Annotated in this window: 12 protein-coding genes and 1 pseudogene; 10 read left to right on the top strand and 3 right to left on the bottom strand. The window is 43.7% G+C overall.

The features are described 5' to 3' along the window. Positions 1–89 precede the first annotated feature (89 nt). From pepF to selB, 6 genes are all read left to right on the top strand, one after another. Positions 90–1,898 carry an oligoendopeptidase F gene (gene pepF, locus ACFVAD_RS06385; protein ID WP_386637261.1) on the top strand — a complete coding sequence of 603 codons (1,809 nt, stop codon included), beginning with the start codon at positions 90–92 and terminating at the stop codon, positions 1,896–1,898. 195 nt (positions 1,899–2,093) lie between these two features. Continuing rightward, positions 2,094–2,828, top strand: coding sequence for a UMP kinase (gene pyrH / locus ACFVAD_RS06380; protein ID WP_386637259.1), 735 nt, complete (start codon positions 2,094–2,096; stop codon positions 2,826–2,828). Positions 2,829–3,011: 183 nt separating this feature from the next. Next, positions 3,012–3,782 carry a sporulation protein gene (locus ACFVAD_RS06375; protein WP_386637256.1) on the top strand — a complete coding sequence of 257 codons (771 nt, stop codon included), beginning with the start codon at positions 3,012–3,014 and terminating at the stop codon, positions 3,780–3,782. 131 nt (positions 3,783–3,913) lie between these two features. Further along, positions 3,914–4,405, top strand: a complete 492-nt coding sequence (locus tag ACFVAD_RS06370; RefSeq protein WP_386637254.1) for a hypothetical protein — start codon at positions 3,914–3,916, stop codon at positions 4,403–4,405. A gap of 67 nt (positions 4,406–4,472) precedes the next feature. Then, positions 4,473–4,700, top strand: coding sequence for a spore germination protein (locus ACFVAD_RS06365; RefSeq protein WP_386637252.1), 228 nt, complete (start codon positions 4,473–4,475; stop codon positions 4,698–4,700). Next, positions 4,684–6,573, top strand: coding sequence for a selenocysteine-specific translation elongation factor (selB, locus tag ACFVAD_RS06360; RefSeq protein WP_386637250.1), 1,890 nt, complete (start codon positions 4,684–4,686; stop codon positions 6,571–6,573). Before ACFVAD_RS06365 ends, selB begins: the two co-directional genes overlap by 17 nt. A 43-nt stretch (positions 6,574–6,616) precedes the next feature. Here the strand turns inward: selB and selD are convergent, their stop codons facing one another. Next, entirely contained in the window at positions 6,617–7,666 is a 1,050-nt protein-coding gene (selD, locus tag ACFVAD_RS06355) for a selenide, water dikinase SelD (protein ID WP_386637248.1), read from the bottom strand. 216 nt (positions 7,667–7,882) lie between these two features. Here selD and ACFVAD_RS06350 point away from each other — a divergent pair. Both ACFVAD_RS06350 and selA read left to right on the top strand, forming a co-directional pair. Then, a pseudogene (locus ACFVAD_RS06350) lies at positions 7,883–8,068 on the top strand (Rdx family protein); the annotation flags it as partial. Between the two features lie 97 nt (positions 8,069–8,165). Then, complete coding sequence (gene selA / locus ACFVAD_RS06345; RefSeq protein WP_386637246.1) at positions 8,166–9,560, top strand: L-seryl-tRNA(Sec) selenium transferase; 1,395 nt, start codon at positions 8,166–8,168, stop codon at positions 9,558–9,560. Here selA and ACFVAD_RS06340 read toward each other — a convergent pair. Continuing rightward, on the bottom strand, positions 9,544–9,690 hold the full coding sequence (locus tag ACFVAD_RS06340) for a small acid-soluble spore protein P (RefSeq protein ID WP_386637244.1): 147 nt from the start codon (positions 9,688–9,690) through the stop codon (positions 9,544–9,546). The two genes, selA and ACFVAD_RS06340, sit on opposite strands and share 17 nt — an antisense overlap. 130 nt (positions 9,691–9,820) lie before the next feature. On the opposite strand from ACFVAD_RS06340, the gene ACFVAD_RS06335 reads away from it, so the two are divergent. Continuing rightward, positions 9,821–10,081: a hypothetical protein gene (locus tag ACFVAD_RS06335; RefSeq protein ID WP_386637242.1), complete on the top strand. Its 261-nt coding sequence runs from the start codon at positions 9,821–9,823 to the stop codon at positions 10,079–10,081. 697 nt (positions 10,082–10,778) lie between these two features. Here ACFVAD_RS06335 and sspO read toward each other — a convergent pair. After that, complete coding sequence (gene sspO / locus ACFVAD_RS06330) at positions 10,779–10,928, bottom strand: small acid-soluble spore protein O (RefSeq protein WP_204413943.1); 150 nt, start codon at positions 10,926–10,928, stop codon at positions 10,779–10,781. Between the two features lie 293 nt (positions 10,929–11,221). On the opposite strand from sspO, the gene acnA reads away from it, so the two are divergent. Beyond that, positions 11,222–13,927 (top strand): aconitate hydratase AcnA, encoded by a 2,706-nt coding sequence (acnA, locus tag ACFVAD_RS06325; protein WP_386637240.1) that lies wholly within the window; start codon positions 11,222–11,224, stop codon positions 13,925–13,927. Positions 13,928–13,975: the final 48 nt, after the last annotated feature.

Genomic DNA, 13,975 nt, shown 5'->3' with positions numbered 1-13,975 from the left:
ATCCCATTTCAATCATTATCAAACTCTTATATAATAGTGTTAAGTTTTTCGTAATGCGAAATATATTTTGACAGATGGGGAGAGATTGTATGACTAAAGTTATGAACAAGACCTTAACAAGAAGTGAAGTGCCTGTTGAACATACTTGGGACCTTCGAGACCTGTTTGAAACCGAAAAGGAATGGGAGGCTGAACTGGCGGCCATTCCACAGGATCTTGAATCGGTTACGCAATACCGAGGAAAAGTGGGTGAGAGCGCCAAGACACTTCTGGACAGTCTTCTTGCTAAAGACGCTTTAGCTGAACGGATCACCAGAGTGATGACTTTTGCCAGCCTGCGTCAGTCGGAGGATGGAACGAACCCTGTGAATCAGGCAAATTCTGCGCGGGTTGCATCGATGTTAGGCGTTGTGCAATCTAATATTTCCTTCCTTTCCTCTGAAATTCTTGAGTTGGATGAAGAGACAGTAGAAGCATACATACAGCAAGAAGCAGGGTTAAAGGATTATAGTAAAACATTGCATGACCTGATGGCGACAAAACCGCATCGACTTTCCCCGGAAGCGGAAGAGGTGTTGGCAGCCTTCAGTGAAGTGCACAATGCACCATATATGATCTATCTGCGAAGCAAAACGTCCGATATGAAGTTTTCTTCGTTCACAATGGATGACGGGACCGAGCATCCATTAACTTTCAACTCTTTCCCTTTTTATGAGGAATCGCCCGATACCGAGATCCGCAGGAAGGCGTATGCTTCCTATACGAAAACATTGAATCAATATAAGAATACTTATGCAGCCACCTACGCTACTGAAGTAAAAAAGCAGGTCATTGAATCTCGTCTGAGAAACTATGAATCCGTAACGGACATGCTGTTGCATGATCAGGATGTCTCAAAGGAAATGTACAATAACCAGCTTGATACCATCCAAACTGAATTGGCTCCACATATGCAGAGATTTGCAAGGCTCAAGAAGCGCCTGCTCGGATTGGACAAGATGACCTATTGTGACCTGAAAGCACCTCTTGATCCGGAATATAACCCGGAGATCACCTATGAGGAGTCCTCCAAGCTTATCTTGGAATCATTGGGGATCATGGGAGAAGAATATATGGAAATCATGGAAAGGGCGCTCTCGGACCGTTGGGTTGATTTGGCGGACAATGAGGGGAAAGCTTCCGGTGCATTCTGTTCAAGCCCTTATGGTGTACACCCTTATATCCTGATTACATGGAACGATTCCATGCGAAATGCCTTTACTCTGACTCATGAACTTGGACATGCCGGGCACTTCAGTTTGGCTGGGCGCTATCAGACATTGACGAATACCCGTCCGTCCAGATATTTTGTCGAGGCACCGTCAACAATGAATGAAATGCTATTAAGCCAGCATATCCTGGCCAAATCGAGCGATGAGCGCATGAGACGCTGGGTGATCCTGCAATCACTTGGAACGTACTATCATAATTTTGTCACGCATATCCTGGAAGGGGAGCTTCAACGCAGAGTCTATGAATTGGCAGACAAGGGGACGCCAATCACGGCAAAACTTCTTTGCGAACAAAAAACAGAACTTCTGGCCAAGTTCTGGGGAGACTCGGTTGAACTGGACGAAGGAGCAGGCTTGACCTGGATGCGTCAGCCTCACTACTATATGGGTCTGTATCCTTATACGTATTCAGCCGGACTTACTGCTTCTACTGCTGCTGCGCAAAGCATCCAGGAGGAAGGCCAGCCTGCTGTGGATCGCTGGTTGGAGGCATTGAAAGCAGGAGGTACCTTGAAACCGTTGGACATGATGAAACTCGCCGGTGTGGACATGTCAACCCCGGCTCCTATCCAGAAGGCTGTCGCCTATGTCGGGCATCTAGTTGACGAACTAGAAAAAAGCTTTTGAAATTTTAAAAAATTCATTGACTGTTATGATTTTCTTGTATAAACTGTCTTAAGGAAACAGAATGAAAAGGGGGGAAGAGTAATGGTGAGACGTTCTAACCAAGCGGATGCAGGCGTTATTCTTCTCTTTCATATTTGGAAGGACTAAAGGTGTTTTTGCCTTTAGTCCTTTTTATTTGGAAAAAGGGGTGTGTGCATGTATAAGAGAGTCATGATCAAATTAAGTGGGGGAGCATTAGCGGACCAGAGCGGAAACAGCTTTTGTCCAGAACGATTGGAACATATCGCAAACGAAATACTTTCCATTGTAGAAAACGGGATAGAGGTGTCCATTGTCATAGGTGGAGGCAATATATTTCGGGGAAGCATGGCGGATGCATGGGGCATCGACCGGGTAGAGGCGGATAATATCGGAACGCTTGGCACAATTATCAACAGTTTGATGCTGAGAGGTGTACTTAAGAGTAAAACGGAAAAGGATGTCCGGGTCATGACATCCATAGCAGTTACTTCTGTCGCAGAACCGTATATCCGGCTTAGGGCAATGCACCATTTGGAAAAGGGTCATATTGTCATTTTTGGCGGAGGGAACGGGCAGCCATTTGTAACAACCGACTACCCAAGTGTGCAGCGGGCAATTGAAATCAACTGTGATGCGATATTTGTTGCCAAACAGGGTGTAGACGGAGTTTTTACAAGTGACCCTAAAACAACAAAGGACGCAAAAATGTATCGGGTATTGCACTATAATGATGTGATTAAAAATAATATCAAGGTGATGGACCAATCCGCGCTGCTGCTGGCAAGGGATTATAAACTGCCTGTACACATCTTCAACTTTGATGAAAGAGGCGCAATGAGCAGGATATGTATGGGTGAATCTATCGGGACGATTGTCAACAATGAGAATACAGTAAAAAACCAGTATTAAAATGTTTGCATACAAAAAGCTGTCGTTTCATCCTACTTGTTAGATTTCAAAGCAGAGATTAATATGGAAAAGAGCCACTTTTCATCTATTAATCTGTAAAAACATGAAACTTTTTGAAAACTAGCTCGTAAATTAACCGTGTTATCCAAAAAACTAATTTGAATTGGTGTAGGGGGTATAGTAATGTCCTTTTTTAACAAGGCATTGGCGAGTATTGGGATAGGGGCAGCAACGGTAGATACCAAATTGGTGAACGACCGTTTGGTTCCAGGTGAAGAAGTAAAAGGTATCGTAGAAATCAAAGGTGGGTCAACAGAGCAGCAGATTGATACCATCTATTTATCGCTTGTCACGACATATATAAAAGAGTCCAATGACACGAAGGTACAAAAACAGGCAACCATCGAATCCATTAAACTTGTAGACCCTTTTACAATTGGTCCGAATGAAAAGAAGGAGTTTCCTTTCCACTTTGTCCTGCCTTATGAAACTCCCGTCACGATGGGGAATACGAAGGTCTGGATCCAAACAGGGCTCGATATTAAGAATGCCGTGGATCCATCAGACAGAGATTTTATCGACGTGATGCCTTCCACTATCATTTCTGCAGTACTGAAGGCAGCTACTGATATCGGATTCCGACTTAGAAAAGTGGAATGTGAAGCGGCACCTTATCGCTTGAAAACACGTCAACCCTTTGTCCAGGAATTCGAACTTGTTCCAACGTCCGGTGCGTATCGTGGCAGATTGGATGAAATAGAATTCATGTTCCTGAATCAGACAGATAACCAAGTGGACGTATGGATGCAGGTGGATCGTAAAGCAAGAGGATTGGGAAGTTTCCTTTCTGAAGCGTTGGAAATGGACGAATCACACGTGAACTTCACGGTAACGAAACAGGACCTGCCTAATATGGAACAGAAGCTGATGAGCATTATTCAAAAATATAGCTGATCAATCAAAAAACAGATGCTGTGCAATCCGCATCTGTTTTTCTGTATTTTAGGAGCTGCATAGCGATTATTTTCGTTTCTCCTATAAATTGATATAATGAACCTACTAAGACACTATGCTGGAGGAAGAGATTGGATTTATTTTGTACGAAACACAAAAAGAGATTGGCAGAGAGATATGATGAGAAAAGCACTTTCATAGAGGCGTACTGTGTTGACTGTGAAATGGAGCAGAGATACCAATTCCTGTTGGAACTTTCCATGGATGAGCGCAAACAGGTAGTAAGAAGATTTTCCTATAGAAGAGGCTTCATTATTGCCGTAGGATTTGTCTCAATACTAGTCCTACCATTACCTATACCAATAAAAATAATCTCATTTTTCATTTTCAGCGTATTCATATTTAAGTTCCTGATCGAGCCACTATTTTTTGAACCTTCCGCCAAGAAGCCTATTTGGGAAGATATTCGGGCTAAAGCCTTAAATCAGAGCAGCATTCAGGCAAATAAAGTGGATAATGTGAAACGTCAATGGAAAAAAGGCTTTTTGCAGGAGCGTAAAAATCGGAAGTGGACAGAGGAAGAGTGGCAGCAGTATCTCCGGCAATTTTATAAAAAAAATTAAGGCAGGGACGTCCACCTATACAAGCAAAAACATGCTGTCATACCCTAAATTAAAAGGGGTGACAAAAATGGCGTGTTTTATCAAAAAGGTAATTATCGAGAATGTGAGTGGCGGTGTCGTGAATTTCGGGAACATTTTCAAGGCTTGCCCTATTGCTGAAGAGACTGGTGTGACCGGTTCCGGCAGTGGGAACTTGGGGAATAACATCAAAACATTTACAAAGGTCAGTGTTGTGAAAGTATGTGGGAAAAAGAACGTCCAGTTTATTGATGAAATAGGTGAGGATATTGACTAAACACTTTACAATCGGCATGGCCGGTCATATTGACCACGGTAAAACTACGTTAACCAAAGCTCTAACGGGAGTGGACACAGATCGTTTAAAAGAGGAAAAGGAGCGGCAGATCTCCATCGAACCCGGGTATGCTCCGTTGAAACTAGGTGATGGATCTGTTGTCTCTGTGGTCGATGTGCCTGGCCATGAGCGATTTATCAGGCAGATGATTGCAGGGGTTTCTGGCATTGATCTTGTCATTCTTGTCATAGCAGCAGATGAAGGGGTCATGCCTCAAACAAAGGAACATCTGGAAATCCTGAAATTTCTGCAGGTGAAAAAGGGCATCGTGGCATTCACTAAAATAGACAAAGTAGATAAGGAGTTCCTTGATCTTGCGACAGAGGAAATTGTGGAGGAGCTTACTGGAACTATTTTTGAAGATGCCCCAGTTGTATATGTGGACGGCTTGAAAAAGGAAGGGATTCCAGAGTTGAAGCAACTGCTCCAAAAAGAGCTGGAAACTTTACGGGAAAAGCATGTTACAGGCAATTTTCGGCTACCCATCGACCAGGTTTTTACACTGAAGGGACAAGGTACGATTGTCAGAGGTACGATAACAGAAGGTAAGATTAAAAACGGGGATACCGTTGAAGTATTGCCGAGAAGGCAAGTCGCAAAAGTAAGGCAGCTTCAAGTACATAACAAGCAGGTGGAACAAGCCGCTGCCGGTCAGCGGGTTGCAGTAAATCTCTCCGGATTAAGCAAGGATAGCATGGAGCGCGGCGATGTGCTCGCTCACGAAAATACATATGATACAACCGATACCATTGATGTATCCCTCCATATGGTGGAAAATCTTCAATATCCAATAAAACAGAGGAGTCTTGTAAAGGTTCATACCGGTACTGCGGAAGTCTTGGGTAAAATCGTCTTTTTTGATCGAAATGAATATGACGGCCACTCAGAAGAAGAGGTACTATGCCAGCTTCGTCTAAACGAGCCCATTACGTGCAGCCGGGGAGATAAAATTATCCTCAGGAGGCCAACTCCAGTAGAGACCGTAGGGGGAGGATGGATCATTCAATCAAAGGGATCTGTCTATAAATTTGGTCAATCAACCATTGAAACTCTAAGAAGAATCAAGCAGGGTACACCTGAAGAAAGGGTAAGAGAGGCTTTTTCTAGAAGAGACCTGCTTCCAATGGAGAATCTGAAAAGGGAAGCGGGATTGGAGGATAATGTGCTCGTGCTGCTTGAGGAGCAAGGGCTTATTGTGAATGTCACTGGTGGACTATATGCCTTTGAGCCGATGTTAAAGGAAAAAGAGCGTCAGTTGGCTGGCCGTATTCGTGAATATCACGTTATGCACCCCTTAAGGCTTGGAATTCCAAAGGCTGAAGTCCTTTCTGAATTCAGTTTAATCATTTCAATTGAGCTCCTTGAATTTCTTCTGGGAAAAATGGAAGAGGCTAAATGTGTACGAAGGAAGGATAATATATTGTATTTGGAAGGATTCGTGCCAAGCTACCCAAAGCAGTGGCAGAAAAGAATGGAACAGGTGGAGCGGGAGCTTGCGTCGGCTAAGATAACTCCACAGCCGTTCCTCCATTACTGTGAAAAAGCTGGTCTGCCTGAAAAAGAAACCCATGACTTGAAATATTTCCTTCTGAAACAAATGAAAGCTTATCTTTTGGATGATGCACATCTGATTGATGGATATGAATTTGATGTGGCTGTTGACTATTTGAAAAGTCAAACAGAGGAAGAGGTTGAATTAAGCGAAATAAAGGAAATACTGCAGCTTTCCAGAAAATATCTGATTCCTTTCGTTGAGCTGATGGATGCCCTTGGGATTACGAAGAGAGAAGGAACCAAGCGCAGATGGCTATAGCAGAAAAAGAGCAATCCCTCAAATTTAGAGGGATTGCTCTTTTTCATTCGATATGGATAAGTTTTTCATCAGGCGCTACAACTTCACCGATAATGGCAGCTGTGAGATTCCTTTTTGCAAGCAAATCCAGATATAGTGCAGCTTCATCCTTAGGGAGGCTTACAAGCAGTCCACCGGAAGTGATTGCATCACACAGGACAAGCTGCTGCTCCTCCGTAATGTTAGAGGCATAACTTACATCGGACTTGAGCCATGCATGGTTAGCCTTGGATCCACCAGGAACAACCCCCTCAGCGGCAAGTTCAAATGTTCCTGGAAGTACGGGAATGCTATCCATATGAATATGTAGACTCACACCGCTACCTCTTGCCATTTCACTTGCATGTCCCAATAAACCAAATCCTGTTACATCTGTCACGGCATGTGGGGCGAAGTGTTGCAATTCTTCTGCAGCCGTTTTATTGAGTTCACTCATGACCGCTGTCACAAGCTCAATTTGATCAACTGTTGCTTTGCCTCTTTTGATGGCAGTCGTCAGTATGCCCACACCGATCGGTTTTGTCAGGACAAGCACATCTCCTGGTCGTGCGCCGACATTTTTCCAGATACGTTCAGGATGTACAAAGCCTGTAACAGAGATGCCGAATTTCGGCTCCTGGTCATCGATGGAGTGTCCACCAACAATGACTGCACCCGCCTCTTTCACCTTGTCAAAGGCACCCGCTAAAATCTGATTTAGAATGGAAGGACCCAATTTCTTAATCGGGTATCCCACGATATTTAATGCCGTCTTCGGAACTCCGCCCATTGCGTATACATCACTTAGTGCATTGGCGGCAGCAATCTGACCGAACATATATGGATCATCCACCACGGGGGTAAAATAATCGACGGTTTGAATCAAGGCAATATCTTCTGTCACTTTATAGACTCCGGCATCGTCTGAAGTGGCGAATCCCACTAACAGATTCGGATCCTCTAAATTGGAGGGCAAATCACGCAAAACTTGCGTGAGGTCACTTGGACCAAGTTTGCATCCTCAGCCGGCTTTTGTTGAAAGTGAAGTTAAACGGATTTTTTCGTGTTCACTCATTTGGACCACCTCCTGCTAGTTTAAGTATAGTCAGTAGTGAAAATGATTTCCACTAATTAATTTTCATACTTTTGCGAAAAATGGATGCTTGTATTACAATTAAAGTAAGCGCTGACAAAGATGCCGGCACTTGTAGTACATCATGCATTAGGAGGAAAATTCATGACAAATTTCAAAGTATCCATCGAGTTCTGCATGCAGTGAAACTACGCACCAAAAGCCGCGAGTTTCGCGGAATCACTTTTTACCCATTTCCGTACCATTATCACTTCCATGGAACTCATTCCTAGTTCAGGAGGAGTTTTTGAAGTGAAAGTGAATGGAGAGACGCTTCATTCCAAAAAAGAAACAGGAGTCTTCCCGAAAGCGGAAGATGTCATTGCAAAATTGGAAAAAGGCTAAGCTGGAGGAGGGTATATCCCTTCTCTTTTCCAATTTCTGCTCCATTATCCTGCACATGTTATAATAGTGAAAAAAATCCTTAAGTCAGGTGAAATAAATGATGAATAGAAGTCTACGGGACATTCCCCCGGTCCATGAACTGCAACGGGATGCAATGTTTATACGTTTAAGACAAAAATACAATCTTCAGGATGAAGTGATGACGGTTCATATTCGTAAAGCCTTAGAAAGCGTGCGTTCAGATATTAAGAACGGGATCGTTTTCAATGATGATTTGACTGGTGTCATCTGGAAAACGGTTGAAAAGATGGTGAATGAAGCGGATGAAAATCGTTTGAAACGAGTAATAAATGGAACAGGTACTATTTTACATACGAATCTTGGCCGTGCAAGATTAAGCAAGGAAGCGATTAACCGCGTGGCAGAGGTTGCCACAAACTATTCAAATCTGGAGTATGAAATCGAATCAGGGACTCGTGGTTCGAGGCATGATCTTGTGGAAGACTTGATCAAACAGGCTACAGGAGCTGAAGCTGCAATGGTGGTCAATAATAATGCGGCAGCCGTATACTTTATTTTGAAAACTTTTGCCAAAGGAAAAGAAGTAATAGTATCCCGGGGGCAGTTGGTGGAGATCGGTGGATCCTTCCGCATTTCCTCCATCATGGAAGAGAGCGGCGCAAAGCTTGTAGAGGTAGGAACCACCAACAAAACACATGTCAAAGACTATTCTGATGCATTGAATGCTGAAACTGCGATGCTTTTGAAAGTTCACACGAGCAATTTCAAGACAATTGGATTTACCAAAACAGTCTCTACGGAGGAGCTTGTTGAGATTGCAGGAGCCCGTGAAGAGGTTATGGTATATGAGGATTTGGGAAGCGGGGTACTATATGATTTTGCCAAAGAGGGCATTGGGGAAGAGCCGGTTGTGCATATGGTTCTTGAAACAGGTGTAGATCTAGTTTCTTTTAGCGGTGATAAGCTTCTTGGCGGTCCGCAGGCAGGAATTATTGCTGGCAAGAAAAAATATATCGATCAACTGAAAAAGCACCAATTGGCCAGAGTCCTGCGGGTGGATAAGATGAGCTTCGCCGCTTTGGAAGCGACTTTTAAAGCATATTTGAATCAGCGTCCCAAAGATATTCCTACAGTGAGGGATATGCTGCAGCCTTTGGAGGAGGTCAGGGAGAAAGCTTTGGAATTCAGTGACGCCATTTCCGAATGGAATAGTTTTCAGGCTGAAATTATCAGTGAGTATTCCATGGTAGGCGGAGGGACGATGCCGGATGTAACGATACCTACCTATGCAGTGAGGTTGAAACATGAATCACTTGCTGCACATTCCTTGGCCGAAAAATTAAGAAAAGGGACTCCAAGCGTGATAGTCCGAACAAGTGGGGACAGTATCCTACTCGACTTCAGAACCATCACGCGTGGAGAGCTCCCTGATCTGATCAAAGCGATGGAGATGCTTACATATCGTGACTAGAATTATGCTTTTGTCGGGTATGATTGCGGTTCTTCACCTTATGTGATCCGCTTAAAGGCTCTGGCTGTCCTGAATGTTGGTTACCTTTGGGCTGGTTTCTTACCATGTCTTTATGGTCGTTTTTGTTCATTTTGATCTCCTCCTTTGCTTTTAGTTTTTGATAATTGCCGTGTATTATGCGGAGGGAATTCAGGTATAATTTTTTGCCATATGGGCAGTCTAGGTAGAGCTATTATTTTCTACTGGAGGAGTGAACCCGCATGCCATACCATAAAGATAAACAGCAGGCTTTCCAAGCAGCTCAGCAAGGAACAGAGCAGGCAAGGGACGTATATGAGGCGATTGTAAGAAATGACCCGGATTATGGCCATGATTTCAAACGTCTGGAAAATGAAGTGAATGAAGCGATGGAACAGATCAATAATGCTTTGGAAGTCGCATCTGAAACACAGCGTCCACAATTGATGCAATTCCAGCAGGATCTGCAGACGATTTTGCAGCAAGGAAATAATCAAGGTTGAGAAGGGAACCGTTCTGGACTTTGGGAGTCTGGGGCGGTTTTTTTGGGTTTTGTTGTATGAGTGGGGGGACGCGGGGTGGGGTTGGGTGTATGATGAGCTTTTTGTTATTGGAATGCAGGTAAAAGACGCATCATCGGTTGTATGATGGGCTTTTTGTTATTGGAATGCAGGTAAAAGACGCATCATCGGTTGTATGATGGGCTTTTTGTTACTGGAATGCAGGCAAAAAACGCGTCATCGGTTGTATGATGAGCTTTTTGTTATTGGAATGCAGGTAAAAAACGCATCATGGGGGTTATGATGAGCTTTTTGTTATTGGAATGCAGGTGAAAAACGCGTCATCGGTTGTATGATGAGCTTTTTGTTATTGGAATGCAGGTAAAAAACGCGTCATCGGTTGTATGATGGGCTTTTTGTTATTGGAATGCAGGCAAAAAACGCGTCATAGAAGTTATGAAGGACCTTTCGCACCGAAACTTCGAGTAAAAAGTCCATCATCGCTCTTATGAAGGACCTTTCGACTTCAAATTCCGAGTGAAAAGTTCATCATCAAGCGTATGAAGGATCTTTCGCTTCCTAATCCCAATCAAAAAGTCCATCATCCAGCCCATGAAAGCCCTCACACCAAAAATAACACTAAAAAGGTCTTCATCCCACCGATGAAGACCACACTCAATTCATAAATAACCTAATTACACTACTGGTTCTTCTTACGCTTTTTATTATTCTGTTTCTGTGCTTCCGTCAATGGTTCATTGGAGAATTCTTCATTATATCCTGCACCCTTGCCTTGAGCTCCGGCTGCATTCATTCCCTCGATAACGTGGTTCGCCTTTCTTTTTGCCATTATCCTTCACCTCCTACATTTATCATTACCAGCAGAAATCCACACATGTATTTGTCGAATATTATGAAAGATAAGTGTAACTTATGTGATTTGATAACTTTATTGATATTTACTTATGAAGAATGTTGTATTAAGATAATGTCGTAAGGACTATTCGGTGGGAGAAATCAATCGTAATTTGTCTCAAAGAAAAACAATCGCAAACGCTTTCCAAAGGTGAGCCTGTTTTTCAATGCCTATTAATTGTTCATAGCGAGGTCCTATTAAACTATGAGTAGCAGGGGGTAATACATATGACGAAGCAAGATGTTTTCAATGCACGTGCATCCTTCGATGTAAACGGCAAAACGTATCATTACTATTCTTTGCAAGCGCTTGAGAAAGCGAACGTTGGTAACGTATCACGCTTACCATATTCCATTAAAGTATTATTAGAATCCGTTCTACGCCAGGTAGACGGCCGTGTTATTACGAAAGAACACGTTGAAAACTTAGCAAAATGGGGAACCGACGAGCAAAAGGACGTGGATGTACCATTCAAGCCTTCTCGTGTAATCCTTCAAGACTTCACGGGAGTTCCGGCGGTTGTTGACCTTGCGTCCCTACGTAAAGCAATGGCAGACGTTGGTGGAGATCCTCAGAAAATCAATCCTGAGATTCCGGTTGATCTTGTAATTGACCACTCTGTACAGGTAGATAAAGCAGGAACAGCTGACTCCCTGGATTTCAACATGAAGCTTGAATTCGAACGTAATGCTGAGCGTTATAAGTTCCTAAGCTGGGCAAAAAAATCCTTTGACAACTACCGTGCAGTTCCACCGGCAACAGGTATTGTTCACCAAGTTAACCTAGAGTACTTGGCTAACGTGGTTCACAGTGTGGAGGAAAATGGTGAATATCTAGCTTTCCCTGACACACTTGTTGGAACTGACTCCCATACAACGATGATCAACGGAATCGGTGTTCTTGGATGGGGTGTAGGTGGTATCGAAGCAGAAGCAGGAATGCTTGGCCAACCATCATACTTCCCTGTTCCTGAGGTTGTAGGGGTTAAATTAACAGGTTCTTTACCAAACGGAACTACTGCTACGGACTTGGCTTTAAAAGTTACGCAAGTTCTTCGTAAACATGGTGTAGTTGGTAAATTTGTTGAGTTCTTCGGTCCTGGGGTTTCCGAGCTTCCACTTGCAGACCGTGCAACAATTGCTAACATGGCACCTGAATATGGAGCAACATGCGGATTCTTCCCGGTTGACGAGGAGTCTCTGGACTACATGCGTTTAACAGGCCGCGCAGAAGAGCAAATCAAGCTTGTTGAAGCTTACTCCAAAGCAAACGGATTGTTCTTCAGCCCTGATGCTGATCCTATCTACACAGATGTAGTGGAAATTGATTTGGCTGAAATCGAACCAAACCTTTCCGGACCTAAGCGTCCACAAGACCTTGTGCCTCTATCCATGATGCAGGAAACTTTCCGTAATGCATTGGTAGCACCACAAGGAAACCAAGGCTATGGTATGACTCCTACTGATATCAACAAAGAAGTAGAAGTAACACTTGCGAACGGTGATAAAACAACAATGAGAACAGGATCGATTGCCATTGCGTCCATCACATCCTGTACAAATACTTCTAATCCATACGTATTGATTGCGGCAGGTCTTGTTGCGAAAAAAGCTGTGGAATTAGGATTGAAGGTTCCAAGCTTTGTAAAAACTTCCTTGGCACCTGGTTCAAAAGTAGTAACAGGCTATCTTCATGATTCCGGACTTCAACCTTACCTGAACGATCTTGGCTTTAACATCGTTGGGTACGGCTGCGCTACTTGTATCGGTAACTCCGGTCCATTAGCCGATGAAATCGAAGAAGCAGTTGCGAAAAATGATCTTCTTGTTACTTCTGTACTTTCCGGTAACCGTAACTTTGAAGGGCGTATCCATCCACTTGTAAAAGGTAACTACCTTGCATCTCCACCACTAGTTGTGGCATATGCACTTGCAGGAAATGTAGATGTTGATCTTCAAAACGACGTACTAGGCAAGGACAAAGACGGCAACGATGTATTCTTCAAGGACATCTGGCCATCCCAAGATGAAGTGAAGGAAGTGGTGAAAGCTACTGTAACTCCTGAACTGTTCCGTAGAGAATATGACAGAGTATTTGATGACAACGAGCGTTGGAACCAAATCGAGACTTCCGATGAAGCACTATATTCATGGGATAATGATTCCACATACATTCAGAACCCACCATTCTTTGAAGGGTTGACTCCTGAAGCAGGAACAGTAGAACCACTTTCCGGATTGCGTGTAGTTGGGAAGTTTGCGGATTCAGTAACAACTGACCACATCTCACCTGCTGGTTCCATCGGAAAAGATACGCCTGCAGGCAAATACTTGCAAGCGAGCGGCGTAACTCCACGTGAGTTCAACTCCTACGGTTCCCGTCGTGGTAACCATGAAGTAATGATGCGTGGAACGTTCGCGAACATCCGTATCCGTAACCAAGTGGCTCCAGGTACTGAAGGTGGCTGGACGACTTATTGGCCAACTGGCGACGTAATGTCCATCTATGATGCTTGCATGAAGTACAAAGAGGACGGAACTGGCCTAATGGTTATCGCTGGTAAAGACTATGGTATGGGAAGCTCCCGTGACTGGGCTGCCAAAGGAACAAACCTGCTTGGAATCAAGACTGTCATTGCGGAAAGCTTCGAAAGAATCCACCGCAGCAACCTTGTTCTTATGGGAGTTCTACCATTACAGTTCAAAGACGGCGAAAATGCTGAGATCCTTGGCTTGACTGGTAAAGAGACATTTGAAGTGGCTGTTGATGAGACAGTAAAACCACGTGACTTTGTAAAAGTTACAGCGACTGACGAAGATGGTAACAAGAAAGAGTTTGAAGCACTTGTTCGTTTCGACAGCGAAGTGGAAATCGATTACTACCGTCATGGTGGTATCTTAAGAATGGTATTACGTGACAAGTTAAAAGCGTAATAGTGCAAAAACGAAGCTGGCCCCTCCAGATGGAGAGGCCGGCTTTTT

The sequence above is a fragment of the Sutcliffiella sp. NPDC057660 genome, assembly GCF_042800035.1.
In the GTDB taxonomy this organism is placed as follows: domain Bacteria; phylum Bacillota; class Bacilli; order Bacillales; family Bacillaceae_I; genus Sutcliffiella_A.
This window is presented reverse-complemented; position numbering and strand designations above follow the sequence as displayed.

Excerpts from the sequence above, each read along its gene's own strand:
- sspO (WP_204413943.1), bottom strand. The coding sequence starts at position 10,928 with ATGGCAAAAAGAAAGGCGAACCACGTTATCGAGGGAATGAATGCAGCC.
- pepF (WP_386637261.1), top strand. The coding sequence starts at position 90 with ATGACTAAAGTTATGAACAAGACCTTAACAAGAAGTGAAGTGCCTGTT.
- ACFVAD_RS06335 (WP_386637242.1), top strand. The coding sequence starts at position 9,821 with ATGCCATACCATAAAGATAAACAGCAGGCTTTCCAAGCAGCTCAGCAA.
- ACFVAD_RS06365 (WP_386637252.1), top strand. The coding sequence starts at position 4,473 with ATGGCGTGTTTTATCAAAAAGGTAATTATCGAGAATGTGAGTGGCGGT.
- ACFVAD_RS06375 (WP_386637256.1), top strand. The coding sequence starts at position 3,012 with ATGTCCTTTTTTAACAAGGCATTGGCGAGTATTGGGATAGGGGCAGCA.
- selA (WP_386637246.1), top strand. The coding sequence starts at position 8,166 with ATGATGAATAGAAGTCTACGGGACATTCCCCCGGTCCATGAACTGCAA.
- pyrH (WP_386637259.1), top strand. The coding sequence starts at position 2,094 with ATGTATAAGAGAGTCATGATCAAATTAAGTGGGGGAGCATTAGCGGAC.
- acnA (WP_386637240.1), top strand. The coding sequence starts at position 11,222 with ATGACGAAGCAAGATGTTTTCAATGCACGTGCATCCTTCGATGTAAAC.
- ACFVAD_RS06340 (WP_386637244.1), bottom strand. The coding sequence starts at position 9,690 with ATGAACAAAAACGACCATAAAGACATGGTAAGAAACCAGCCCAAAGGT.